This window comes from Paenibacillus sp. FSL H7-0737 (genome assembly GCF_000758545.1).
Taxonomy (GTDB): domain Bacteria; phylum Bacillota; class Bacilli; order Paenibacillales; family Paenibacillaceae; genus Paenibacillus_AQ.
Map to the genome: position 1 here is coordinate 2,853,564 of NZ_CP009279.1, position 25,058 is coordinate 2,878,621.

General features: G+C 41.3%; 22 protein-coding genes. 16 read left to right on the top strand and 6 right to left on the bottom strand.

Annotated features, from left to right (window positions below; translation table 11 throughout):
* Positions 1-2: 2 nt before the first annotated feature.
* Together H70737_RS12250 and H70737_RS12255 are read right to left on the bottom strand one after the other, a co-directional pair.
* Positions 3-1,808: a cache domain-containing sensor histidine kinase gene (locus H70737_RS12250; RefSeq protein ID WP_081951103.1), complete on the bottom strand. Its 1,806-nt coding sequence runs from the start codon at positions 1,806-1,808 to the stop codon at positions 3-5.
* 6 nt (positions 1,809-1,814) lie between these two features.
* On the bottom strand, positions 1,815-3,443 hold the full coding sequence (locus H70737_RS12255; RefSeq protein ID WP_042187578.1) for a response regulator: 1,629 nt from the start codon (positions 3,441-3,443) through the stop codon (positions 1,815-1,817).
* Positions 3,444-3,737: 294 nt separating this feature from the next.
* On the opposite strand from H70737_RS12255, the gene H70737_RS12260 reads away from it, so the two are divergent.
* The 7 genes from H70737_RS12260 (at position 3,738) to H70737_RS31205 (ending at position 11,335) form a co-directional block, all read left to right on the top strand.
* Positions 3,738-5,129 (top strand): ABC transporter substrate-binding protein, encoded by a 1,392-nt coding sequence (locus tag H70737_RS12260; protein ID WP_042187580.1) that lies wholly within the window; start codon positions 3,738-3,740, stop codon positions 5,127-5,129.
* Between the two features lie 124 nt (positions 5,130-5,253).
* Complete coding sequence (locus H70737_RS12265; RefSeq protein ID WP_442950251.1) at positions 5,254-6,150, top strand: carbohydrate ABC transporter permease; 897 nt, start codon at positions 5,254-5,256, stop codon at positions 6,148-6,150.
* A gap of 12 nt (positions 6,151-6,162) precedes the next feature.
* Entirely contained in the window at positions 6,163-7,050 is an 888-nt protein-coding gene (locus H70737_RS12270) for a carbohydrate ABC transporter permease (RefSeq protein ID WP_081951104.1), read from the top strand.
* Between the two features lie 59 nt (positions 7,051-7,109).
* Positions 7,110-8,027 carry a dihydrodipicolinate synthase family protein gene (locus H70737_RS12275; protein ID WP_042187582.1) on the top strand — a complete coding sequence of 306 codons (918 nt, stop codon included), beginning with the start codon at positions 7,110-7,112 and terminating at the stop codon, positions 8,025-8,027.
* 17 nt (positions 8,028-8,044) lie between these two features.
* Entirely contained in the window at positions 8,045-8,716 is a 672-nt protein-coding gene (locus H70737_RS12280; protein WP_042193777.1) for an N-acetylmannosamine-6-phosphate 2-epimerase, read from the top strand.
* A gap of 19 nt (positions 8,717-8,735) precedes the next feature.
* Positions 8,736-9,731, top strand: a complete 996-nt coding sequence (locus H70737_RS12285; protein ID WP_042187584.1) for an ROK family protein — start codon at positions 8,736-8,738, stop codon at positions 9,729-9,731.
* Positions 9,732-9,928: 197 nt separating this feature from the next.
* Positions 9,929-11,335 carry a GNAT family N-acetyltransferase gene (locus H70737_RS31205; protein ID WP_081951105.1) on the top strand — a complete coding sequence of 469 codons (1,407 nt, stop codon included), beginning with the start codon at positions 9,929-9,931 and terminating at the stop codon, positions 11,333-11,335.
* 268 nt (positions 11,336-11,603) lie between these two features.
* On the opposite strand, the gene H70737_RS29775 is transcribed toward H70737_RS31205, so the two are convergent.
* Positions 11,604-12,140 carry a GNAT family N-acetyltransferase gene (locus tag H70737_RS29775; RefSeq protein ID WP_052404262.1) on the bottom strand — a complete coding sequence of 179 codons (537 nt, stop codon included), beginning with the start codon at positions 12,138-12,140 and terminating at the stop codon, positions 11,604-11,606.
* A 240-nt stretch (positions 12,141-12,380) separates the two neighbouring features.
* On the opposite strand from H70737_RS29775, the gene H70737_RS12300 reads away from it, so the two are divergent.
* Both H70737_RS12300 and H70737_RS30245 read left to right on the top strand, forming a co-directional pair.
* Positions 12,381-13,568, top strand: coding sequence for a stalk domain-containing protein (locus H70737_RS12300; RefSeq protein ID WP_042187586.1), 1,188 nt, complete (start codon positions 12,381-12,383; stop codon positions 13,566-13,568).
* A 190-nt stretch (positions 13,569-13,758) separates the two neighbouring features.
* Positions 13,759-13,947, top strand: coding sequence for a hypothetical protein (locus H70737_RS30245; protein WP_076121390.1), 189 nt, complete (start codon positions 13,759-13,761; stop codon positions 13,945-13,947).
* A gap of 77 nt (positions 13,948-14,024) precedes the next feature.
* Here H70737_RS30245 and H70737_RS12305 read toward each other — a convergent pair whose 3' ends face one another.
* Positions 14,025-15,314 carry an adenylosuccinate synthase gene (locus H70737_RS12305; RefSeq protein ID WP_042187588.1) on the bottom strand — a complete coding sequence of 430 codons (1,290 nt, stop codon included), beginning with the start codon at positions 15,312-15,314 and terminating at the stop codon, positions 14,025-14,027.
* Between the two features lie 113 nt (positions 15,315-15,427).
* On the opposite strand from H70737_RS12305, the gene H70737_RS12310 reads away from it, so the two are divergent.
* The 6 genes from H70737_RS12310 (at position 15,428) to H70737_RS12335 (ending at position 22,274) form a co-directional block, all read left to right on the top strand.
* Positions 15,428-16,306, top strand: coding sequence for a LysR family transcriptional regulator (locus H70737_RS12310; RefSeq protein ID WP_042193785.1), 879 nt, complete (start codon positions 15,428-15,430; stop codon positions 16,304-16,306).
* Between the two features lie 45 nt (positions 16,307-16,351).
* Positions 16,352-17,587 (top strand): molybdopterin-dependent oxidoreductase, encoded by a 1,236-nt coding sequence (locus H70737_RS12315; protein WP_042187590.1) that lies wholly within the window; start codon positions 16,352-16,354, stop codon positions 17,585-17,587.
* Between the two features lie 225 nt (positions 17,588-17,812).
* On the top strand, positions 17,813-18,559 hold the full coding sequence (locus tag H70737_RS12320; protein ID WP_331281433.1) for a hypothetical protein: 747 nt from the start codon (positions 17,813-17,815) through the stop codon (positions 18,557-18,559).
* A gap of 13 nt (positions 18,560-18,572) precedes the next feature.
* Positions 18,573-20,261, top strand: a complete 1,689-nt coding sequence (locus H70737_RS12325) for a vWA domain-containing protein (RefSeq protein WP_042187594.1) — start codon at positions 18,573-18,575, stop codon at positions 20,259-20,261.
* 24 nt (positions 20,262-20,285) lie between these two features.
* The gene (locus H70737_RS12330; RefSeq protein WP_042187596.1) at positions 20,286-21,425 is read left to right on the top strand and encodes a toxic anion resistance protein; all 1,140 of its coding nucleotides are present in this window, start codon (positions 20,286-20,288) and stop codon (positions 21,423-21,425) included.
* 126 nt (positions 21,426-21,551) lie between these two features.
* Entirely contained in the window at positions 21,552-22,274 is a 723-nt protein-coding gene (locus H70737_RS12335) for a sensor domain-containing protein (protein ID WP_052404263.1), read from the top strand.
* Between the two features lie 86 nt (positions 22,275-22,360).
* Here H70737_RS12335 and H70737_RS12340 read toward each other — a convergent pair whose 3' ends face one another.
* Complete coding sequence (locus H70737_RS12340; protein WP_042187598.1) at positions 22,361-23,149, bottom strand: tyrosine-protein phosphatase; 789 nt, start codon at positions 23,147-23,149, stop codon at positions 22,361-22,363.
* A 214-nt stretch (positions 23,150-23,363) separates the two neighbouring features.
* Between H70737_RS12340 and H70737_RS12345 the strand changes: the two genes are divergently transcribed.
* A complete protein-coding gene (locus H70737_RS12345) occupies positions 23,364-24,185 on the top strand; it encodes a DUF2785 domain-containing protein (RefSeq protein ID WP_042187602.1) in 822 nt (273 codons plus the stop codon).
* 91 nt (positions 24,186-24,276) lie between these two features.
* Here the strand turns inward: H70737_RS12345 and H70737_RS12350 are convergent, their stop codons facing one another.
* Entirely contained in the window at positions 24,277-25,005 is a 729-nt protein-coding gene (locus tag H70737_RS12350) for an SDR family oxidoreductase (protein WP_042187603.1), read from the bottom strand.
* Positions 25,006-25,058 lie beyond the last annotated feature (53 nt).

Consider the following 25,058-nt stretch of genomic DNA (forward strand, 5'->3'; position numbering starts at 1 on the left):
GATTATGCTGGCAGTCGGATGATCACGGTCGTCCCTTCACCTACTTGACTGGTGATTTCAATCCCATAGGCTTCACCAAAATGAAATTGAATACGATCATGAACATTTTTTATACCAATATGATCTTCATCTAGGGTGTCTGATGGTTGAGAGAGACGAAGACGTAACTGTTTAAGTTTCTCTTCATCGATACCAATTCCGTTATCTTTAACGATAATTAGCATGTCATCCCCCGAAATCATCGAGGAGACTTCAAGGAGACCCGGTTCACTTCGACACTCCAGTCCATGGACGATAGCATTCTCAACGATGGGTTGAAGGGAAAAGTGCATGACTTTAATTATTTCGGTATTAGGTTTTAGCTGTTCAATATATTGAATTTTGTCCCCGAAACGTAATTGTTGGATTTTTACATACAGCCGGACGTGTTCAAGTTCTTCTCGCAGGGTTACGGTTATCTTTCCGGTCTGGATATGAATCCGAAACAATCTACCTACAATCCCCACCATTTCGCCAATCTCTCTTTGCCCATTAATGATGGCTTTCATTTGAATAGATTCAAGTACATTCGCAAGGAAATGTGGATTGATTTGGCTTTTAAGGGCGCCGTATTGAGCTACTTTTTGCTGTGCTTTGGCCATAGAAGATCGCTCGATATAATTTTGCAGGTCTTTCACCATTTTTCGGATTCCATTGTATAGAACACCAAACTCATCTTGACGATTACTATACAAATCCACATCAAAGTTCCCCATTCCCACCAGCTTAACCTTTCGGCTTAAAAGAATAATAGGCTTAGTGACACGCTCCGATAGGATATACATGAATAAGATCGCAGTGACAAGCGACAAGAGCGCTAATGTTAAAATGATTTTTCCGAGAAAAGTGGCTTGCTTAGTCATCTCTTTTTCATCTATATACTGAATGACCTTCCAGTTGGAATAGGGAGACGTAACAAAGTTAATGTACGAGTCTTTATCGTCAAAAGTACCATAAAAGCTTCCCGTATCATTGTTCATGAAAGTATTAAGCGCCTGAGGGTCTATAGGGATAGGTTGTAAGGGTGAGGTCTCCATGATATCTGAGCTGTAAACACTACCGCCCTTATCGTCTAAAATAATGAATTTTCGTTTGCTATTCTCCGAGAGCTTTAAGATTTCACGTAATGAATCCAATCGGATATCGATTAACATAACGCCAATGGGCTGCTTGCTTCCTTTTTTATTAATGACCCGGGCAATAGAAATGACGGATTGTTTGGAATTGGTGCGATAGAAGGGGACATGGCTGCCAAATAGAATCACTCCGCCTTTTTTCTGCTGGGTCTGTAAATACCAATCCTCCTGGGTATAATCCTTCACATCATAATCCGCACGATTGAAATTGGCAGAGTAGAACACACGTGATCCCGAAAAAATCTGCACACTATCAACATTTTTAATCGTCATCTCAATCCCGCTGATGAAATGCTCAATCGTGTTTCCATACTGAATATTCAGGTCATTTCCGACGTCGTCTTTATGGATCGTCCAATGCTCAAGTGCGGTTTGGAGCTGGCTATCTACCTGTGCGTTCAGTGTACCTTTATCAATACTTTGAAGATATTGGTCAATGTTGAACGAGAGGTTATTAAGGATCAGATTTGAGCTGCTCTGGTATTCATTTTTGACGGCTTGGTTTGAAAAGATATAGATGATTGCGGATATGATCAGGAGTGGAATGGTAATGGTCAGGATCATCAGCATGAAAATTTGACGATTGACATGTCGCATCCGGTAGCGTCTCTTTGGTTGCTCAATCTGCATCATTTTAGGTCACCAGCCTGATTGTTTTCTATAGTCTGATGGGGTCATGTTGGTGATACTTCGGAATGTTTTCACGAAATGCTTATAGCTTTTGTAACCACACATCGTACAGACATCGGTCACTAGAATCTCCGGTTTTTTTAAGCATTCCTGCGCATATTCCATCCGAATCTCGGTTACAAATCGCATGTAGTTCTTATCGAGTTTCCGCTTGAACAGGCGACTTAAATAAGACGGATTATAGAAGAATCGATCTGCTACCATCTGCAGAGTCACTTCTTGATCAATATTCTCTTTAATGAAGGATTTAATATGCTCGAATATGATCACATCCTGTTGGTGGTTGTGTGTCAGTCCTTCGGTATAAACAATCCCCAAATGAATCATCCACCTGCCAAGCCAGTCAAAAAGCGTCTCAAGCGAATCAAAATCATCCGCAAACGTAAGGTTCAGGAGCTTTTCGCTGTACACACCTTCGATATGGATGTGGTTTTTATTGGCGAAGCGGATTATAACACTTATGATTTCCTGAAGAAATGCGAGCCAGTAATCAGGAGAAGAGACATCGGTTTTACTCAAAATATCTTGAGCCAGGCGATGCATCAGCTGGAGCGTTTCTATTTCGTTAGAACTTTCGATACAGGAGATCATCCGTTTCTTATCATTCTCATCTAGTTGAATTAGGGATGGTTTCTGAGAATTTGAGTTTTCTATCCATTGTGGCACATAGAATAACCTGCAATCTCTCATGTAAAAGCGTTGATATAACATTCGATCGGAATCGTGCAGCAAAGTATGTATTTGTGCAGGGTTCTCCGTCGTCTTACCTATAACTAAATAGAGGCCTAGATGATGTTCTAGCGTAAGCGCCTTCAGATATTGATCGATTCGTATCTGTACTTGAGTTTGAAGAGGGAAGTTGTCAGTAGAAGACGGAGATCCCAATACAATAAGACCATAGAGCTTTGTTTTAGATGAATATGTAAAAATAGAGTGCGGTGTAGAGGCATGAAGATACTCATCCACAGCATTATGAATGAACTTCTCCGCATATTCTCTCATCCACAGGGTGGATGGAGTGCGCGTTTCTCTCATAGGGATCCCTGTCAAAACAAAGGGGAGATAAAGATAGTAGTTACTGTTGAAATTACATAGTTCATGGATAACAGCATCATCTATTACTGAATGTTCTTCCTCTAATAACAGCTTTACAAGTTGTGCCCCTTCCAGATTAGAACGTTTTAATCTATCCTGTCGCTTTAGTTGGAGCTTGTTCATACACTCTTGTATCACTAAGAGGCTTTCCTCGTATTCCAAAGGTTTGAGCAAAAAAGCATGTACATTCCCTAGTTTAATAGCCTTCTGCGCGTATTCGAAATCGTTGAATCCTGTCAAAATGATAAATAATGTATCAGGAAGCAGATTGCGAATCTGCTCAATCATTTGAAGACCATTCATTTCGGGCATCCGGATATCGGTGATCACCAAATCGGGCTTCTCGCGCAATGCGGTGGCCATACCTTCTTTTCCATTTTCTGCTTCAATAATGCTGTGAACCCCAAGCTCCTCCCAAGCAAAGTAATGTTTTAAGCCCGTTCGTATTAATGGCTCATCCTCTACAATCATTAGTTTGTACATGAAATCCCTCCGGAAGACTAGAATTATAGTGGATCACTCGTAAGAGAATACCATTAGATGTAAGATTAAAAGGGTTACATTAAGGCGAAAAAGTGAAAAAATATAAATTCAATTGTTAATAGGTGGAATATGTAATGTATTATAACATTGAAGAGGGGTGGATTGAAGGGATATGTCAGAAATGAACCCTAAAAGTAAAAGGAGTGGGATTCTCCTGAATTTACAATTGATTTATGATTAGCGCAAGGAATGAGAGCAGTACTTTATTCCACAAAAAATAATTGGGGGTAGCACATGAAAGCAATGAAAAAAGGGCTAATGAGTATTGTTGGTGTCGCACTTTTAGGTACACAGTTAGTTGCATGTGGAAATACGAACACAGCGAATTCAGCGGTTACACCAAGTAATAATGCTGACAAGACAGAGCCCGCAGCAACTGAGGCTGCTGCTAAACCAGTAGAAATTACTTGGTGGAATTTTCCGAGCTTTCAAGCTTTAGATGGTGAAGTAGGCAAGTATGAGAAGGAAATCATTGCAGCTTTTAATGAGAAGAATCCTGAAATTAAAGTAAACCTTGAGATGATCACCTTTGAAGGCGGCCCTGAAAAACTGAATGTCGCAATTGCTTCTAATACCGCACCTGATGTGATCTATGATGCACCTGGAAGGATTATCGATTGGGGTAAAAAGGATTTGCTTGCACCGCTTAACGACATGGTGACTGATGAAGTGAAGAATGATATTTCAGAAGCTTTTTGGAAGCAGTCAAGTGTAGGCGACAACATCTTTATGTACCCGATTAACACAGCGCCTTTTATGATGGCTGTTAATAAGTCTATTTTTGAAAAGATTGGCGCTCTAGATTTACTTCCTCTAGATAAGGAAGATAGAACTTGGACGTTTGAAGAATATAAAAAGGCATTGGAAGCTGTGAAAGAAAAGGCTCCGGATGTTATTCCTACAGGATTCTTCGCGAAGAGCCAAGCTGGAGACCAAGGTACTCGCGCTTATCTTGCTAACTTGGGTGTATCCCGATTCTTAAATGAAGATAACTCAGCAGTCGCAATCAATACAGATAATGCTGCTAAAGCGTTAGACTGGATTGTCCAAGCTACGAAAGATAAACTCAGTGTCTCTGGTGCAGCTTCACTTGCGGCTGCTGACGTGAACGATTTGTTTCTGCAAGGGAAATTGGCCTTTACACTTAACTATTCCGCTGTACTAAAAGCACAGAACGTATCCAAAAAAATGGTTCAGTTCGAAGATATTCTCCTTCCATTCCCAACACTAGATGGTTCGGAACCAAAGCTTGAACCTTATCTGGGCGGTATGGCTGTATTTAACAACGGGGATGAAGCTAAGATTGCAGCTTCCAAAAAACTGATTGATTTTATTGCTAATGATCCTGTATGGGGTAAGAAAAACCTGATTCAAACAGGCGGACTCTCGGTTCGTAATTCGATTACTGGTCTATATGACGATCCAGAGTATAAATACGCTGAATATGCTCGTAAATTTACGACAGATGCCCCAACGATTGCTGATGGATATGCAGATATTCGTACGTTCTGGTTCCCTGAATTACAACGTGCTTTAACTGGAGGCGCAACCGGCAAGGAAGCTTTGGATAGTTTTGCTACAAAGGCTAACGAAGCTATTACTAAAGCAAAAGCAGCTATGAAATAAATAGTGAATGGTGTTTAAAAGAATAGAGTGCGGGAAGCACTCTATTCTTTTAAAAAAATGAAAATTTTCAAGACACGCACCTATAAATATCATTATTTTTCATCAGAGAAATGGGGAGAAGGTTGTGGGGACAACGGTACGCAAAATTAAAGGTTATGTGATACGTGACTGGATGATGAGTTATCTTTTCTTATTACCAGCGTTTGGTTTCTTTCTTCTGTTTGTAGCTTACCCGATGATAAAAGGGGTCTATATTAGTTTCTTTGATTACTCTTTGAGAGAATTTAGTTTTATTGGTCTCGATAATTATATTTCATTATTTAAAGATGATAATTTCATAAAGTCCATGGGAAATACTTTATTACTCGTAGTGATCACTGTACCGATCGTGATTATCTTTTCACTGTTTGTTTCAATGAACATTTATAAGAAAAAAGAGTTTGCCAGATCATTTTTCCGCGGTGTGTTCTATTTGCCAGCCGTATCATCGGTCGTAAGTATCACAGTCGTGTGGGGATGGATTTACCATCCCAACTACGGGATTCTGAATTATTTAACAGGTTTGTTTGGAATGGAGCCTGTTTCATGGCTAGGGGATACAAGAACCGCATTACTTGCAATTATCGTGGTTTTAATAACGACTTCTGTAGGGCAACCGATCATTTTGTATGTGGCCTCTATTGGTAACATTCCTACCTCTTACATTGAAGCAGCAGAGATTGATCGAGCAACCCCTTGGCAAATTTTCCGAAAAATATTATGGCCGATGCTGATGCCAACGAACTTATATATTATCGTGATTACCACAATTAATACTTTTCAATGTTTTGCGTTGATTCAACTTCTTACCTCAGGTGGACCTGTATATAGCACTTCAACCGTTATGTATGGTGTATATGAACAAGCCTTTATGCTAGGTCATTTCGGTTATGCCTCAGCAATGGGTGTCATACTTGCGATTGTGATTGGGATCATTTCTATCATTCAATTCAAATACTTTGGCAGCGATGTTGAGTATTAAGGAGGGGACATCATGAATTCTACGAATCCATTAGAACTGAAATCACCTATTATCCAGTCTAAGAAAGTAAGTGCATGGAAAAAAGAATTAACGATTCCAAAAATTATAGCTACAATCCTATTGATTTTGGCTACATTGTTTTTTATCTTCCCTTTTTATTGGGTAGTGTCGGGGGCCTTTAAACTTCAAACCGTGGCAACGACTATCCCACCGGAGTGGTTTCCATTAAAGCCGACGTTACAAAACTGGACAGAATTATTTAAGAATCCCGTAGAACGCTGGATGTTTAATAGCTTTATTATTGCTTTTGCAGAAATGGCTGCGATCTGTATTGTCTCTTCCTGCGCCGGATATGTTCTCGCAAAGAAATCATTTCCAGGACGAGGAATTATCTTCACGATGTTTGTTGCCGCTATGGCATTGCCTAAGCAAGTTATTCTCGTTCCGTTGTTTACGATGTTAGCTGACTTTGGTTGGGTCAATACGTATAAAGGGCTTATTTTACCGGCAATTGGCTGGCCATTTGGAGTCTTTTTGATGAAACAGTTCGCGCAGACGATTCCGGGAGAGTTGATTGAAGCGGCAAAAATTGACGGCAGCTCGGAAATTCGATTGTTCGGAACGATCATTTTACCGTTATTGAAACCAGCAGTTGGTGCACTGGCCATATTCACCTTTATTACTTCATGGAACGATTATTTCAGCCAGCTAATCATGACGCGATCTACTTCGATGATGACCTTGCCACTTGGGGTTGCGACACTTCGAGGCGAATTCACAACGAACTATGGACTGCTTATGGCAGGAGCTGCGTTAGCTTCAATTCCTATGATTGCGATTTTCCTAATGTTTCAAAAGGCATTCACACAAGGGATTACGATGGGTGCTGTTAAGGGTTAAATATTCTTATAACAACGTAAATTAATGATCTGTGACTTAAACGACGGAGGCTGTTATTTATGAAATCAACTGATCTTGAAGCTTTTAAAGGCATTATTATCGCTTTGTACTCCAGTTATGATGCCGAGGGGAATATAGATAAAGAAGCGGCACGCAAATTAGCTCGTCATTATGCTTCTACAGGTGTGAAAGGACTTTATGTTGGCGGAAGCTCAGGCGAAGGCATGCTGCAATCTGTAGAAGAGCGTAAACAAATGCTCGAAGCAGTTATAGCGGAAGTAGGAGATGAGCTTACGATCATTGCTCATGTAGGTGCTCCATCTACAAGAGACAGTGTTGAGCTAGCAGTACATGCTGAATTAGTTGGCGCACATGCGGTATCGGCTGTTCCGGCTATCTATTATCGTTTGTCTCCAGACAGTGTTGAAAGTCATTGGCAGGCGATCATTGATAGTACTTCACTTCCATTTATTATCTACCACATCCCGCAAACGACAGGCTTTCAATTATCGAAAAGCTTGTTAGTGAAGATGGCCGCGCAGGATAAAGTGATTGGCGTGAAGATTTCAGCAGAAAGTACATTTGAGCTTCAGCAGTTTAAGGCAGCAGGTGGAAATGATTTTCTTGTATTGAATGGACCAGATGAGCAGTACTTAGCTGGCCGCAGCATTGGGGCAGATGGTGGGATTGGTGGAACCTACGGGGTTATGCCCGAGCTATTTTTAAAAGTAGAACAATGTTATGGGCAAGGCGATATGGCTGAGGCGCAGAAATGGCAGTTCATTATCAATGATCTCATTGTAGAATTATTATCCTTTCCATCATTATATGGTGCATGCAAAGCAATTCTGAGTTTGCGTGGATTTGAAACGGGTCAACCGAGAATGCCACTTTTACCCATCAATGCTTCGGATCAGGATCGGGTGGAAGCTCTCAACAATAGAATATTAGAGTATATTCTTGAAGCGAAGGGATAGGGTTTATAATGACTCGAATGAGCGATATCTTTCCGATGAAAGGTCTGATCGTGTCATGTCAGGCACTTGAGCATGAGCCGCTTCATGGTGGGGATACAATGGCAAAAATGGCAAGAGCGGCGGTTCAATCAGGGGCAATTGGAATTCGCACGAATGGGGTTCCAGATATTCTAGCGATTAAAGAAGAAGTAAATGTACCGGTTATTGGACTTATTAAACGGGATATTCCCGGATCAGCCATATTTATTACGCCAACTCTGGATGAGGTGAAAGCAATCGTGTCCGCTAAAGCGGATATTGTTGCATTAGATGTTACGAATCGGGAAGGTCGCTTAGCGTCGGTTAAGCCTTTAATCGCATATGCCCATCAAATGGGTGTGCTTGTAATGGCAGATATATCGACTTTGGAGGAAGGACTGGCAGCGGAAGAATTAGGTGTAGATTTTATTGGTACAACACTTTCGGGCTATACACCATACAGCACACAACAAGAAGGACCAGATCTTGTCTTGCTTCAGCAGTTATGCGAGTTCGTGAAGATTCCCGTAGTTGCAGAAGGGCGTATATGGACACCGGAAGATGCGGCGAGCGCTAAGAGGGCTGGGGCATCTTATGTAGTTGTAGGAAGTGCGATTACAAGGCCACAGTTGATCACTTCACGATATGTCAAAGCCGTGATCGATTGCTGAGACTTAAGGAGGCGAGTCCGTGTTAGAAGATTATGATCCTCTAAAGGAATATGCTGTAGGAGTGGATATCGGGGGAACGAAAATTAATGCTGGACTGGTTACACCACAGGGGGACGTAGTACATACTGTAAGTCTGAGCACAAAGGCTGGGTTCACGAAGACCGTGGACCGAGCTTTTCAGGCTATTCAAAGGTTAATAGAAGAAGCTACAGCCATGCATGCAGGCGTTCAGATTAAAGGGATTGGTGTAGGAACGGCAGGACAAATCGATTGGGAGGCAGGGAGTATTCGCTCAGCCTCTGAGCTTATTCCTGGATATGCTGGGACAGATTTGAAAGCGTTGCTTCAGACTCAGTTCCAGCTTCCAGTAATCGTAGATAATGACGTGAATGTACTGGCATTAACAGAGAAATATTTAGGTTCTTGTATAGGTGTAGAAGATTTTATCTGTCTTGCACTTGGAACGGGTGTAGGCGGAGCAATTATTGTAGAAGGTCGCCTTGTTCATGGTTCTTGGGGTGGGGCTGGAGAGTTAGGGCATATGTCTGTAGATTTCAAAGGGCCTGCTTGTGTTTGTGGAGGAAGAGGCTGCTTAGAACATTATGCGTCAGGCACAAGCATTGCTCGTCGAATGCGGGAAAAACTAACTTTAAACAATGAGCCACTTGATAACTTAGAATCACGAGACGTGATCGCGAGATGGAGAGAAGGAGACCGTCTAGCTACAGAAGTAATGGAAGAAACAATTGCTGCGCTTGGTTCAGCTATCGCTTCGTTTATTCATATTTTTAACCCAAAGGTTATTGTTATTGGTGGTGGAGTGGCTGAAGCAGGTGAGCTATTATTCGAAGGAATAAGAAGAGAAGTGGCTACGAGAACGATGCCATCGATGCTGGAAGGCGTCCGCATTGAAGCAGCCTATCGTGGCAATTCCTGTGGAATGATCGGTGCGGCATTACAGATCTGGGAGTACGGAGTCCCATCCCTTTCATCTAGTAATGAAGGCTTTATCTAAATCTCTTGATTAAATAGAATAATTTACCGATAATGTTAAAGGGGATGAGAGTAAAGGTCAAATCTTTCTGGGGTCCCTAATCCGTTTATAAGGAGTGATGATGTTTGAGTACGAACAACACCACAATGAAGTCCGAGAGAGGTCAGTATTCGTAAGGGAAGAACACCTCTCAATGACTACGGGAGGCACTATCGGAAATGATGACTTTAATGAACATGGTGAGGGGAACAGAGAACGATCTACCTGCCAAAGAGATGATCAAGTATTGGAATCATGAGCCTGGAACTTTGAAGCTTGTGAGAGCAAGTAGCAATTTTATTTATACGTTTCAATGGAATAGTAAGCACTATTATTTAAGGTTTACTCACGAAGAGGATAATAGCGCAGAGAATATTCAGGCTGAACTAGATTTTATGATGTACTTATTGGAACAGGGCTATGAGACCGTGGCGCCAGTACGCTCCATGCAAGGGAAGTGGATTGAGACCCTTTTAACTGGAAATGGTAGATATCACGGGGTTGTTTTTGAACAAGCCCAAGGGGAGTACGTTCCGCTTGAAGAGATGTCGGAGCTGCAGTTCCAACATTGGGGTCAAACGCTCGCGAGATTGCATAATTTATCTGAGACTTATGCTCCGAGCACACCCGCGCGTAAAAGCTGGGTCGATTCGCTTCAATTTATTTTATCCGTATTAAGAAGACATCCCGAGGAGCATAAAGCGCTTAAGGAATATGAACGAATTGAGGCGTGGTTAAGTGAGCTCTCTTTTGGCGTAGGACATACGGGGCTGATCCATTTTGATTTTGAGACAGACAATATCTTTTATATGAAAGAGACGTCTCGATATAGTTCGATCGACTTTGATGACTCTATGTATCACTGGTTTGCGATGGATATCACATCAGCGTTAAGAGATCTATCCAAGCAGAATGATGATGAGAGCAAGAAGAACATCGATCTTTTTATTAGTGGATATAGATCTGTAAAGCGGCTGGACGATGAATATATCAAGTTATTGCCAGAATTCCAAAGGTTCTCTGACTTATATGGATTCGCTAGGTTGCTTCGAAGTTTAGAGAATTTGGACGTTTCTATTTGTCCGGAATGGGCACTACAGCTTAAAGCTAAATTAGATGCAATCTGTGATCGTATTCGGGATGGCTTTCATCCACATATTGCGCTGAAGACAATCACTGAGAATAACTGGTATGCCTGTACGCAATTAGAGGTGTCCAATGAGCAAAAAACGGTTTTTCCTGTACCAGTAGTCTATTGGTTAGCAGAATCGGCTTATTGCGGAATGACTCCGTTGGCTTTATACGCAGATGAAGAATTGGTAGGATTCTCAGTATATGCCGTAGATCCTGAGGACGGAAGTTATTGGATTATGGCTTTTATGATTGATCAGAAATATCAGAATAGAGGATTCGGTAGAACCGGAATGGATGCCTTGATTCGAACTATAAAAGCGGAACATCACTGCGACAAAATCGTTATTGGACATCGAATAGAGAACGAACGTGCTTCGAACTTATATACATCCCTTGGATTCGTTGAAATGAGCAGGGATGAGGTTGAAGTTATACGTGAGTTGATAGTGTAAAGAAAAGAGGCCGTTCCAAAAGTAGTTTTTAACTACTCGGGAGCGGCACTTCTTGTTATCCTGTAAATGAAGTTCCAAATGATGATCCAAGTGAAGTTCCAAGTGAAGTTTCAATAGAACAATTAGGGAAAACCTCCCCTAAATTCGTCTGATTTGATGAGAATCAAAGGAATTAGCCTGATTTATAGGGAGGAATTCCCTAATTTCATTCATTATTAGCGGATATCGACTTTTTATAGGGAGTTTTTCCCTAATCAGTTTTAAACCATCAAATATTAGCCCACTCCTGCTCTAAAGAGGAATAGACGATCTCGTTGCACCATTGCTGATTACAGAATCTAGTCTCCCTAAGAACCCCATCTTTTAACATTCCTGCTCTAATCATTACTTTCTCAGATTGCATATTCTCGGCGTTGGCATAAGCAACAACCCTATGTGCATTAAGAGAGCTAAAGGCATAACCTATCAGGGACTTTACGGCTTCAGTTGCATATCCCATTTTCCAATAGTCCGGGAGTAGGACCCAACCGATTTCCCATTCTCTGATTTCTTCCCAGTTTAACTTTATGCTGACATTACCGATGGGCTTCATATCCAGCTTTGTACATATTGCAAGATCATAATATTGCCGTGGATCACTTGTTGCTTGAGACAAGATCGAAAGGAAGTCATCTTTAATTTGTTTTGCATCAGGTGCAGTGTTCTCATATTTGTAGGAGAGGGGATTTTGTTCTAGTTCTTCATAAAAAGAAGAATCACTGCTTGTATAATCTCTTAAAATTAATCGGTTCGATACTATTTCCATGAACATAACACTCCTGGTTTAAGTTTTAACTGTTCTTCAGTTGCTACCGCCAAAAACGATTACATAGACTCTGTTATACGTACTCTGTAATTTCTTGTAGATCCATGTAATTTCCTTTATTTTTCATAATATTTACACATTATAAAAATATAAGCTTAACAACCTTCCATTTTTATCTACAAAAATAGTGGAATTGTGATAAAGTAATATTGGTTTATTTACTAGAGGGGGATTTTGGAAATGAAAATGATTAAATGGGGCATCACTGCAGCGCTGGCAGTATCTATGTTTGGTCCAATTCATACAGCGAAGGCAGCAGATACAAGTGTACAAGCAGAGACTACGACTCAAAACAACGATGATCTAATCTTTAAGATGGACTATACGGAGATGACCGTTGGTGACAAGGTTCCGGTGCAGATTTTTGCAAAAGGTCCAGATGGCTCATCCGAACGTGTTCCACTGTCTCAAGCAGATATGGTTATTGAGAAGCCTTACTTATTGCAAAAGCTGCCTGATGGTTCAATAAAAGCATTAGCCGTTGGCGAAACAAATGTAACCGTACGTTCAGGAGCTAATTCCAAAACGTTAAAGTTATCTATCAGTGCTGATAAGGACATCGAAACAGGTGTATTAATCAATGGCACGATGTATTTGCCTGTACAAACTACCTTTAAGAGTTTAGGTGCAACTATTCAGACGAATACAGCCACTAAGACTTTTAGAATTCGTGTAGGGGATTTGCCTATTCAGCTTCAACTGGGCAGCGATATTGCTATGGTGAATGGGAATAAGGTGAAAATGAGTGGTAAAGTGCAAACCGTGGATGGAGGAGCAGTATTCCCTGCTACCCTCTTAAAAACAGCATTGGGAGCAGTATTGGACTTTGGTGCTCATTATGAGTCTTTGAACATCAATTTCGGTAAAGCGGAGTTATTTGCGTACACAAAAAATACGTTAAAAATAGCCAAAAGAGAATCTCAAGGTGACCTCGCCAAGCTAATCGGAAAGACTTATTGGTTCAACCAGTATGATTCCGACTATAAATTCCAAAAAGCAACGATTGTTGATATTCTTGTGAACGACGATAATGAGTTTTCGATTTCTTTTCAATTGGCATCAGGTAAAATTGTGAATTCTTATGATATGGAATATGATCAGGTCACTCGCGATCTGGCAAACAAAGAGTATTTCTTTACGTCTGATCCTACCAAAATCTATAAATGGTCTAATGCGATTTGGGCCAAAATCAAGGCGGGTACAATTTCGACAGGGATGACGAAGCAGCAAGTAGAATTAAGCTGGGGCACTCCAATTGATAAATCAAGTCTATCCGGCAGTGGAATTACAGTTGAGACTTGGCAATATAGAAATTATAATTACGTAACCTTTACAAATGGTGTTGTCTCTATGATTTACACAAATTAATGTAAGGGAACTATAACTTCATTTTAAATCAAAGGACGCCTTCAGGTTCATCACCGGGCGTCCTTTTCATATATTCGAACGCCTCATCATTGATTTAGTCATAGAGCCTGTCTCTGAAGCATATCTTTTGAAAGAAGCACTTTCAGAATGAAATGTTGACTATTTATTGACCGAAATGAGGGGTTTATTCATGGCAAAGTCAAAACGTGGACATGCACTGTGGAGTTTACCATCCAGGGGTCGGGGTACTTGTCCGGTCTGTCAGAGCACACGGATCAAACTGCTTTATCCAAAAAGAAAAACGGACGGATCAGTCGTTAAGGTTTGTAAGCGTTGTGACAAGGCGCCTCAGACGAAAGTGGATGCAGTGTTGGTGTAAAAGAGTAACGCAAGGATGCCTAGTTGCAGCTATATGCATTTTGCATGTAGGTACAACTAGGCATCCTTATTTTGAAATTATTTCAGCGTACGATGAATGACCTGATCACGTCTAGGTCCCACAGAAACAGTAGAAATACGTATTCCAATAGACGTTTCAATAAAGTCTACGTAACTTTTAGCTTGCTCTGGCAGCTCGTTGAAGTTCGTGATATGGGAAATATCGCAGTTCCAGCCAGATAAATACGTTATTATCGGCTTTGCTGCGTTTAGTTTATTGGTTGCTGGAAACTTGTCGGTGATTTCCCCATTTTCAAGCTCATAGGCAACGCAAACCGGAATCTCATTTAAATAACCAAGAACATCCAGATTGGTCAGCACAACCTCCGTTGCACCTTGCATCAGGCAACCATAGCGTGTAGCTACTGCATCAAACCAACCCATACGTCTAGGACGACCCGTTGTTGCTCCAAATTCCCCAGCATCACCACCTCGTGTGCGAAGTTCATCCGCTACAGGGTCTTCTAATTCAGATACAAAAGGTCCGGCACCAACACAGCTTGAATATGCCTTCGTTACAGCGATGACATTCGTGATGGCAGCTGCAGGAAGACCCGCGCCGACAGGTGCGTATCCGGCAAGTGTCGATGAAGAGGTAGAGTAAGGATATATACCGTGATCAGGATCGCGCAGAGCGCCTAATTGCCCTTCAAGCAGAATCGTTTCTCCTTTTGCATAAGCTTCTTGTAGTATTTCTGTTGTATTGGCAACATATGGTGCCAATTGCGCAGCTTCCTTTTGCAACTGAGCCATTAATTCCGAGACTTGGAATGGGGCTTTCTTATATAAATGCTCCAGCAATACATTTTTTGAAGCAAGTAATTGTTCGAGACGTTTCTCAAGTCGGGCGGGATCAAACAAATCTGCAACTTGTATCCCGAGCTTCGCATATTTATCCGCGTAGAATGGCGCTATTCCTCGTTTGGTTGAACCGAACCCTTGTGACCCAAGTCGTTCCTCTTCCAGCTCATCAAACAAACGATGGATCGAGAGTACGATTTGAGCACGCTCAGATACGTACAACTTCGGCTGTGGAACCCCTCTATCTGCTAATGCTTGTAATTCCTTTACTAATACTTCTGTATCAAGAGCTGTTCCTGGTCCAATAATGTTTGTAACTGAAGGGTAAAATACACCAGAAGGCAGCATATGAAGCGAAAATTTTCCATACTGGTTAATGATAGTATGCCCAGCATTACTTCCACCTTGAAAACGAACTACATAGGATGATTGAGCGGCTAGTACATCTGTCATTTTTCCTTTGCCTTCATCTCCCCAGTTAGCTCCTACAATTGCGATTACGGTCACGTGATTACCTCCCAAGCTTGTGATTGGCTACAGGTCTAAGTATAATGCTAGATATAACATTAGAAAAATTGATATATGTAATATCTATTATAAGGTGAGGTAATGACTTGGGAATGGACATCAACTTGGAATGGTATCGCTCTTTTTATTGGGTAGCACAAACAGGCAGCTTAACTGCGGCAGCAGAACGGCTGAATATCACACAACCCGCGGTGAGTCACACGATTAAGCAATTGGAAGAAAAGATGGGCGGCCCCTTATTTTTCCGTACCTCTAGAGGGGTGGATCTAACAACAGAAGGAAAAGTACTGCTGCGATTCATTGAGCAAGCCTTTCAGAATGTGGAGATGGGTGAGCGAGCGATTGCAGAAATGAACAATTTAAATAGTGGGGAGATTCATATCGGTGCAAGCGATACCCTCTGCAAATATTACTTGTTATCTTATCTCGAGCAATATCATGAACAATATCCTAACGTACGTATTCATATTACGAATCGAACAACACCGGAAACGCTCACGCTTTTAAAAGAAGGCAAAATTGATTTCGGCATCGTAAGCTTACCGGCATCTGACAAGCAGATTGAATTTCGTAAGAGTACACGGCTCCAAGATTGTCTTGTAGGAGGCAAGGGCTTCCGTCATTTAGCAGATAATACGATGCCGCTTGCAAACATCAAGCAGTACCCATTATTATTCCTGGAGCCAGGAGGCAGCACAAGAAAGTACATAGATGGGTTTCTTGCCTCCAATCATGTGACGATAACACCAGAGTTTGAACTAGGCAGTGTAGATCTTCTTGTTCAGTTCGCTTTACGTGGCTTTGGTCTAGCTTTTGTTATTCGTGATTATGTAAGGGAAGAATTAAAAAGTGGGGAGCTTGTAGAAATCCCTTTAGATCCGCCATTTCCAGAGCGTAACATCGGGATAGCGACTCTTCGAGGGGTTCCACTCTCTGCTGCATCAAAGTCCTTTCTAACCTTATTGGACTAAATTAAATCGGGTGCGGGATTATACACATGAGGAGGAGGCTAAGCTATGAGTGATTTGCTTGGTCGGCTACGTAAGGGATACGGGAAAAAGCTGCGTGCACTTCACACCTGGAACGGCTGGATCGTCGTGATATTGGCCTTGACTGGGCTTGTGCTAGTAGGCGGTTTCTGGCGAGGTTTCCTCGGTGAAGGCAGGGTATGGATTAAAGGCTTGCATATTGTGGTAGGAATTGCATCTATCCTTCCAGTGATCTATTATCTTCTGCTGGCCAGTAAACATTGGAAACAGCTAAAGGAAAAACCTTGGCAGCGGTTCAATGTACTTGTTGTGCTCTTCCTGTTGCTTGGGTGGTTCGTTTCTGGTGTATTGTTATGGCAGTTTCGTACGGTAGGACCGCAAGTATCTAATCTTTCATTGGTCGTTCATGATGTCCTGACATGGATTGGACTGCCTTACATTATCTATCACTCATTGACTCGTGTGAAGTGGTTGAAGGAGCCGAATCGTAGGATCATCAAGAGCGAGGGGAGTGCCATTACAACATCTCAGAATACTCCGCAGCCAGTCTATACACGTAGAGCTTTCATTCGAGGGACGATCGGTGTAGGGCTTGCCCTTACAATCGGACCCTCATTTGTAAAATGGTTAGGCAGCTCGATTGGAAACATCGGTGGCAGCGAAACGATCGATAAATTAATCGAGAATGACCGCAATCAGCTGTTGCCAGCACCGCAGCCACTGGCGGCATCGTCACCGCCTCTTGGAGGTGGGTCGCAGGGTCAATTCCGTGTTTATACTGTAACCCCTATTCCTGAGTTCACGAACGATAATTGGTCCTTTAAGTTGGATGGTCTTGTTGATCAGAGCTTTACATGGAATTGGGAGCAATTCGTTCAATTGCAACGTACGGTTCAAGTGAGTGATTTTCACTGCGTGACAGGTTGGTCCGTCTATAAGAATACCTGGGAGGGCATCAAGCTGAAGGATCTTCTACAAATGGCTGGTGTGAAGTCCACTGCAAAGACAGTGAAGTTCTACTCAGGGGATGGGGTATATACAGATACCCTTACGCTGGAGCAGGCGGATATGGACGATGTTATGGTCGCGGTGATGCATGATGGGAAACCGATTCCAAGCGATCTCGGTGGACCGGTTCGGCTAATTGTCCCCAAAATGTTCGCTTACAAGTCAGTGAAGTGGCTGAACCGGATTGAACTGATCGAGGGAGAGCATACAGGATACTGGGAGCAACGAGGCTATTCGAATGACGCTTGGGTATAAATGAGTTTACTTAACCTTAATGGGCTTTGGGCCTGTTAAGGTTTTTTTGTGATTAGGGATGTAATCACAGAAATAATTCCATATATATAGAAGTGAATCAACGTAGGGCAGAGATCATCTGCGGAAAATTAGTTTTTTTGTAAATAAAAGGAGTATGGTGAGTTAGTTTCTGATAAAATAAAGCAAATGATGGAAAAAGTTACCGGATCGGTTAGGGAGGTGTTTATGTTGAACGGTGCGAGATCCGTAAAGCTATTAGGACTTATAGTTGGCGTGGTGTTACTGAATATTATCGTTTTGTCACCAGGGTTATTAGGGGTCGAAATTGGGGGAGTAAGCGTTCTAGAGACTTCCTTTGGCGTGACATTAGTAGTGATCAGTCTTCTTGTTGTCCTTTATGGAAGTTATAATTTGCTGTTTAAAGCTTCGGTGGTTCCACCTGTAAAAGAGATAAAGACGCATGAGGATTATATAGCAGCGCTCACGCAATACAAAAATGTAAAGGTGCTGAAGAAGGACATTACACTGGCTTTGGATCAGGTCATTCGGATGGAAAAGAAGAAAAACACGTTAATGGTTGTCCTTGGTCAGAGATTTGAGCAGTCGGAGCTAAGCTACAAGAAGTTTGGTGCGGTCAGTTATGAAGTAGAGAAGCTTTTCTATCTGAATATCCGAGGGATACTTAATAAGTTAAGTGTTTTTGACGCTTCGGAATTCTCCCTTTTTGCCAGTCAGCAGAGACCTGCGCAGTTCTCGGATAAATTGGTGCAGAAAAAAACAGCGCTATACAATGAATACTTGGCTTATGTAACAGGTTATCTCGGTGCAAACGAAGAGATTTTGCTGAAGTTAGATCAATTACTTCTCGAAATATCGCTATTAGACAGTACGAATTATAAAGATGTTGAAGATATGCCTTGTATGAAGGAGATCGATGAATTGATCAAACAGACGAAATTCTATAAGCAATGAAAGGAAGATGCGAATGGCTAGGAAAGGGAGAACATTTTTAGTCCTCGGAATTATAACAGTGGTAGTTTTTGCTCTTGTGTATTTTGGGATCACCTTAACATCTAATTTAGGTAAAACCACTACTGAGGTTTCGTCAGAAGATGCAGGAAGGCGGCTGGAAAAACTTTATAAAAAAATTAACGTAAATATCGCGGAGCAAGTTAAAGGACAAATCGACCTTGATCCTGTAGCGATTGGTGATTCCTTACCGGATATTTCTAAATTTCCTATATCAGTAACCAATACAACGGATAGCTTTGTCGAAATCTTTTCATCCACAGAGAAATCAGGAACGGGTAATGATGGATGGCTTAATGAAGTGGCGACAGACTTTAATAGTTCCAATATAGAAGTGAACGGATTACCTGTTTCAGTAAAAATTCGCAATATTGCTTCAGGAACAGCGACGGATTACATAAGGTCTGGTAAATATATACCAGATGCGTTTACACCATCCAATGAGTTATGGGGTGAGATGGTAAAAGCGAACGGAATGAATACGCAGCTTATAACCAATCGTCTTATTGGTAATGTAGCCGGTATTGTCACGAATAAAACGAAATATGATGAGTTAGTAGAAAAGTATGGTTCTTTAAACGTTAAGACGATTACTGATGCGATAGCGAATAATGAATTATCTATGGGTTACACAGATCCTTTTGCCAGCTCAACAGGTTTGAACTTTCTTGTGACTGCACTTGGGACGTTTGACAGCTCTGATTTGCTTGGAGAGCAAGCGGTTCAGGGCTTTGAGAAATTCCAAGCGAATGTACCTTTTATCGCATCGACTACTTTACAAATGCGTGATGCGGCTAAAACGGGGAAGCTGGATGCTTTTGTATTAGAGTATCAAATTTACGCAAATGCCCCCGAACTAAAGGGTAGTTATGTATTTACTCCTTTTGGTGTAAGGCATGACAGCCCCCTTTACGCATTAGGTGATCTTCCACAAGAGAAGCTGGACATTATTAAGAAATTCGCGGAGTTTGTTGAACAGGATAAGTATCAGCGTTTGGGTGAGGAAAAAGGTTTTAATGGACTGAATGACTATCATTCGGAGGTTAATCCAGTGGATGGCAGTCTTTTATCCTCGGCTCAAAAGCTGTGGAAGGAGAAGAAAAACGGCAATAAACCCATTGCGGCAGTATTTGTAGCTGATGTCTCAGGTAGCATGAACGGGGAGCCATTAAATCGTTTAAAGCAATCATTATTAACAGGACAGAAGTACTTGGGCAAAGATAATAGTATTGGTTTTGTTTCCTACTCCGATAACGTTACGATAAATCTTCCAATCGGCAAATATGACACGAATCAGCAGTCGATGTTTGTTGGGGCGATAGATAGTCTTCAGGCGAATGGGGGGACAGCGACTTTTGATGGAATTGTGGTGGCACTCAAAATGCTTCAAGACGAAATGAAGATAAACCCGGAAATCAAACCTTTAATCTTTGTATTAAGTGATGGAGAAACGAATGAAGGTCATTCACTGAACGATATCAGGGGCTTAATTGAAACCTATAAAATTCCGATTTACACCATTGGCTACAACGCAAATATTAAAGCACTGGAGAGCATTTCAAGTATTAATGAAGCGGCTAACATCAACGCGGATACAGACGACGTAGTCTATAAAATCGGAAACCTGCTTAATGTTCAAATGTAAGTTACAACTTTTAGGAGGGGTTCTATGTCTTTTACGATGGAAGTGGTAAGTCCGGAGAAATTGAAATCAGCGATTGAAGAACAGGTTAAACCTGAGCCACAGGAAGTAACGCAACTGAAGGAAATGGCGATAACCAATGTCTCGACGATTTTGGAGCTGGATTTAGAATCTTTGGATAAGCGAAAAGAAGTGCTGCAATCCATAGACAGCTTCGGGATGAGCACCATGAGATCGTCTTCAGACAAGAACTCTCTTTTGCAAGTTTCTGTAGGGAATTTATCAAAAACAGGGGATGAAGGCGGGCAAGTAGCTAAAGGATTAACGGAACTAAACCTCCAGTTGAAAGATTTAGACCCAAGTGCAGTGGATTTTGCCAAAAGTGGTCTTCTAGGGAAGTTCTTTAACCCATTGCGGAGTTATTTTGCGAAGTATCAAAAAGCAGATGCTATAATCTCAGATATTATCATTTCTTTAGATAAAGGCAAAACCGTATTGAAAAATGATAACACTACATTAGAGTTTGAGCAGCAATCGCTTAGAGAGCTCACTAAAAAACTGCAGAAAGAAATTCAGCTGGGAATGCTGATGGATCAGGAGATTGAGACTCAGCTAGATGCAGCCAAGTTACGTAATGAGTCTGAAGAAAGAGTAAAGTTCATAACGGAGGAGGTGTTGTTTCCTCTGCGGCAGCGTGTGATGGATCTGCAACAGATGCTGGTAGTAAATCAGCAGGGAATTATGGCGATTGAAGTGGTTATACGAAATAATAAAGAGCTAATTAGAGGGGTGGACAGAGCTAGAAATGTTACGGTTTCTGCCCTGAAAATCTCCGTTACGGTGGCCAGTGCACTTTATAATCAACGAATTGTTTTGAAAAAGATTGAACTCCTAAATCAAACAACCAACACGCTAATAAGCGGCACCTCAAAAATGTTGAAAGATCAGGGGGCGGCGATCCATAAGCAATCCCTAGAATCTAGCATTTCAGTAGATACTTTAAAACAGGCATTTACAGATGTGCTATCCGCTTTAGATTCGATAAGTACGTATAAGCAGGAAGCTCTTCCTAAAATGCGTGAAACCATTAACCAGTTCAGAGAGCTGGCAGATAGCGGAGAACAGCAGATCGTGCGGCTCGAGAAGGGGAATAAGCTGGGCTTGTAGCTATTTCCAGTCTAAACCCATCCTAGCCTTTAGTCTGGTAAGACTCCGGTCCTAAGACTGTTTTGAGCCTTCTCTTTCTCACGTATAATGAGATTAATTGATAACGTGAGAGGAAGGACATAAGAAATGAACGATAAGTTGTATACAATGCCGATCGGAGCGGTAGATTCCATGCAGATTCCCGTAGAATCGAAATCACAATCTAAACCAGGCAAACGTCGATCAAGTCCCAAGACCTATCGGAGTATGTTGTATTTTATAATCTCTTTGCCGATTACGATTGTATATTTCGTGTTTATGGTGACAGGATTAGCATTATCTATTGCTTTAACACCAATTTTCATCGGTATACCCTTGTTTTTCGCAGTAGCTAAAGGGTTAGATTACATTGTGAAATTTGAGCAAGAGCTAGTAAGATCACTACTGGATATTCCTAGACCGAGTGAAGAGCGCAGAACGGATATGAAGCAAGAGGGAGCGGGCTTCCTGCAACGCATGAAGTTAGGTTTTGATGGTGCAAAGTTTGCACGTAACATCATGCTGATTATGGGACGATTCGTATCCAGCATTATCTTCTTCTCACTAACGATAACTGTGGTAGCGGCTGCGCTAGGTCTGATCACACTACCTGTGCTACATCAGATTTTCTTGCAAACGATGGATTTGAACATTTTGGAGAATAGTGTGTTTGCCTTATTTAATATCGACTGGACATTATCTCAGCAATACATTTCCTATGTTGTAGCGGGACTCGTCGTTTCTGTGATCGCTACTTGGGTGATTAAATCGTTGATGGATGTACAGCGTAGAATGTTGTTTGTATCCTACGAGGAAGAACGTCAGTATTAATTGGAAAGAAGCGTAGCTCTTAAAGAGCTACGCTTCTTATACTTTTATCGCTATCTTAATGAATTAGTCCATAGCTCAATAAGTTGTTAAGCTTCTAAACAGTAGGCTTGTAGCTGCTTGCGCTTATCAGCAGTCATGCCGAATTCCTGTTCGAGGAAAATCTCTACACTTTTATAACGCGCGTCAATGGCAGAGAAAATGGCTTCCATGAATTCTCTGCGTAATATAAGCGCAGCCATAACAGTATCGACTTCCTTCGGTGACAGATGCTGTGAGGCTTGCTTTTTTATTTGTTCATTCAAAGGACCCAGTGTCTGATTGGAGAGCAAATAGTCTTCTATAATCGTCTCTCTTGGAACCCCAAGTGCTAGGAAGATGAATGCTGATCCTACGCCAGTGCGGTCTCTTCCGCCGGCACAATGATGCAGGATACTGAATTCATCTGGAAGCATAATGGTTGCCATAAGTCGCTTAAAGGAAGGGTTATTAAAGGCCATATCCAAATACATATTAACCAAGAAGTCTGTCGTAAAATGTTCAAGGAATCCAGAACGAACCACATCTCTCATGTCTCCAGGCACCTCTTGCTTTAGCGCAGGTACACAAATGTTATTAACTCCTGGAATGACTGGATCTGGTTTTAAACGAATTTCTTCTATTCCCCGATAATCAAATATGGTCTTAATTCCAAGTGATTTAAAGAGCTTTATATCTTGATCGCTCATTCCTGTTAATTCGGCTGATCGAAAAAACAAACCGTATTTGACTCTACGGCCATCTGAGGTGCTGTATCCCCCCATATCTCGGAAATTGAGGACGCCTTTAAAGGGGAGAACACGACGCTTAGAATCTGTTGTTTCTAGTTTCTGGTTCATTTTCGTACCACCTTTGGTTGGTTATTGAATAGGCTATTCTAAAATGTAGAAAGGGTGTCGCGTAACAATAAAAGTTTGCCCTTAATACTATATATAGTACCATGATAAATGCCGACAACCCGAAAGGATAGTGTGACATTTTATAAACTAATATCTCTGTTAATTGTCGCGTTATTACGCTGTATACGGAAAAATTCTAGTAGGAGTGTGTAAAATGAATTTAAAAGAAAAGTTGATAGTAATAAAAGAAAATGGCTACCAAGCACCTCCCGATACATTCCAGTTGATACAAGAAATGATACATAACATCGGTTCTGTGGATGCCGAGCTGCGTGATGACCTGATTTATACAATCTTATCACACTGGATTCCTGGTAATTCTCTAACTGCAAATGAACTAGAACAACTTCTTCCAGTTATTTTGGATCATAACCATTTGCATTTTAAGCTTGGTGAAACAAATACAGACTCTGTCTTTACTCGATCTTTCTCAATGCTAGTCATACCACTCGTCTTAGAGAGACATAGAGAATCACCATTTCTCTCAAGAGAGCAAATTCATCAGATAAAAGAGAAAGTATTTTATAATGTACAAGAAGAGCGAGATTACCGCGGGTATGATGAAGAAAAAGGCTGGGCTCATGCTATAGCCCATGCAGCAGATGCTTTAGACGATTTAGCTCAATGTTCCGAACTGGATAACAATGACCTCATAACGATTCTCCATTTGGTTTATGAAAAGATGATCATAACAGATCGAATTTACTCCGATGGGGAAGATGAGAGAATGGTAAGACCCATAATTAGTGTTTTAAATAGAAAAATACTTAGTCAGACTTATGTAGAGCAATGGATTCAAAGTTTTGGTGATGTGGAGAAAAATCCAGAGTTTCTTCCTGCCTTTAGGCAAAAAAATAATATAAAGAACTTTCTGAAAAGTTTATACTTTCGAGTTAAATTTTATAAAGTAGATACCGATCTCTGCCCAACTATCGAGCATACATTATATAAAGTGGAAAAAGTATACTATTCCTAATTAAGAAAAAAGTTAGGTACGGATTCAGGCGCTTACATAGGATTATGTTTATTAAAAAAAGCCCAAAAGATATATGGGCTTTTTTTGTTTCTTATCGCAAAATATAACCCCCATCAGGAAATAGGGTGCTTCCCGTAGTATAGTTATTAGTCATCAAATAAATGGTTGTATGTGCTGCTTCGTCGGCATGTCCTACCCTGCCAAGGATATTCATATTCGTATATTCATCATAAGACTTGTCTCTAGTTTCTTGTTCTGCTCCTACCCAATTAAAGTTGGTATGAATGGTGCCTGGGGAGATGACATTTACTCGAATCGGAGCTAACTCAACAGCCAATGCTTTTCCTAGACTCTCAATCGCGCCGTTACAAGCTGCATAGGAGGCACCGTCTGCAAGAGGTCGTTGGCTGAATGCGCCAGACATCAGAACAATAGAGCCGGTTGGACTTATATATGGGATCGCGCATTTCACAGCATTATATTGAGGCCAGAACTTTGCATTAAAGCAGCTATGCGCAATCTCTAAGCTTGAAGTAATCGGTCCTCTAACATAAGAGGCGCCGGGAGTGAACAAATGATCGAAGTTGCCGATTTTTTCAAAAAAAGACTTTAAGTCTTCTTCATTTTGATTATCAAGCGAATGAGTTTCGGTGGATTCGAACCCTAGAATTTGTTGAGCTTTTTCTAATTTATCTTGTGAACGCCCAGCGATTATGACATATGCGCCTTGTTCAAGCGCTTGTTTGGCAGTCGCGAGCCCTATTCCGGAGCTTCCTCCGATAATGACAATTCGCTGGTTTTTTAATGAAATACTGGACATTTTTATCTACTCCGTTCATAGTTAAATGGACTTTTAAGTTCTGTTTTTTATTA

Bases quoted from the DNA above. Each gene is read 5' to 3' on its own strand.
- H70737_RS12340 (WP_042187598.1), bottom strand. From the start codon at position 23,149: ATGAACCAGAAACTAGAAACAACAGATTCTAAGCGTCGTGTTCTCCCC.
- H70737_RS12270 (WP_081951104.1), top strand. From the start codon at position 6,163: ATGAATTCTACGAATCCATTAGAACTGAAATCACCTATTATCCAGTCT.
- H70737_RS12280 (WP_042193777.1), top strand. From the start codon at position 8,045: ATGAGCGATATCTTTCCGATGAAAGGTCTGATCGTGTCATGTCAGGCA.
- H70737_RS31205 (WP_081951105.1), top strand. From the start codon at position 9,929: ATGATGACTTTAATGAACATGGTGAGGGGAACAGAGAACGATCTACCT.
- H70737_RS12275 (WP_042187582.1), top strand. From the start codon at position 7,110: ATGAAATCAACTGATCTTGAAGCTTTTAAAGGCATTATTATCGCTTTG.
- H70737_RS12260 (WP_042187580.1), top strand. From the start codon at position 3,738: ATGAAAGCAATGAAAAAAGGGCTAATGAGTATTGTTGGTGTCGCACTT.
- H70737_RS12345 (WP_042187602.1), top strand. From the start codon at position 23,364: ATGAATTTAAAAGAAAAGTTGATAGTAATAAAAGAAAATGGCTACCAA.
- H70737_RS12315 (WP_042187590.1), top strand. From the start codon at position 16,352: ATGAGTGATTTGCTTGGTCGGCTACGTAAGGGATACGGGAAAAAGCTG.
- H70737_RS12320 (WP_331281433.1), top strand. From the start codon at position 17,813: ATGTTGAACGGTGCGAGATCCGTAAAGCTATTAGGACTTATAGTTGGC.
- H70737_RS12325 (WP_042187594.1), top strand. From the start codon at position 18,573: ATGGCTAGGAAAGGGAGAACATTTTTAGTCCTCGGAATTATAACAGTG.
- H70737_RS12350 (WP_042187603.1), bottom strand. From the start codon at position 25,005: ATGTCCAGTATTTCATTAAAAAACCAGCGAATTGTCATTATCGGAGGA.
- H70737_RS12255 (WP_042187578.1), bottom strand. From the start codon at position 3,443: ATGTACAAACTAATGATTGTAGAGGATGAGCCATTAATACGAACGGGC.
- H70737_RS12250 (WP_081951103.1), bottom strand. From the start codon at position 1,808: ATGATGCAGATTGAGCAACCAAAGAGACGCTACCGGATGCGACATGTC.
- H70737_RS12310 (WP_042193785.1), top strand. From the start codon at position 15,428: ATGGACATCAACTTGGAATGGTATCGCTCTTTTTATTGGGTAGCACAA.
- H70737_RS12335 (WP_052404263.1), top strand. From the start codon at position 21,552: ATGAACGATAAGTTGTATACAATGCCGATCGGAGCGGTAGATTCCATG.
- H70737_RS30245 (WP_076121390.1), top strand. From the start codon at position 13,759: ATGGCAAAGTCAAAACGTGGACATGCACTGTGGAGTTTACCATCCAGG.
- H70737_RS12300 (WP_042187586.1), top strand. From the start codon at position 12,381: ATGAAAATGATTAAATGGGGCATCACTGCAGCGCTGGCAGTATCTATG.
- H70737_RS12330 (WP_042187596.1), top strand. From the start codon at position 20,286: ATGTCTTTTACGATGGAAGTGGTAAGTCCGGAGAAATTGAAATCAGCG.
- H70737_RS29775 (WP_052404262.1), bottom strand. From the start codon at position 12,140: ATGGAAATAGTATCGAACCGATTAATTTTAAGAGATTATACAAGCAGT.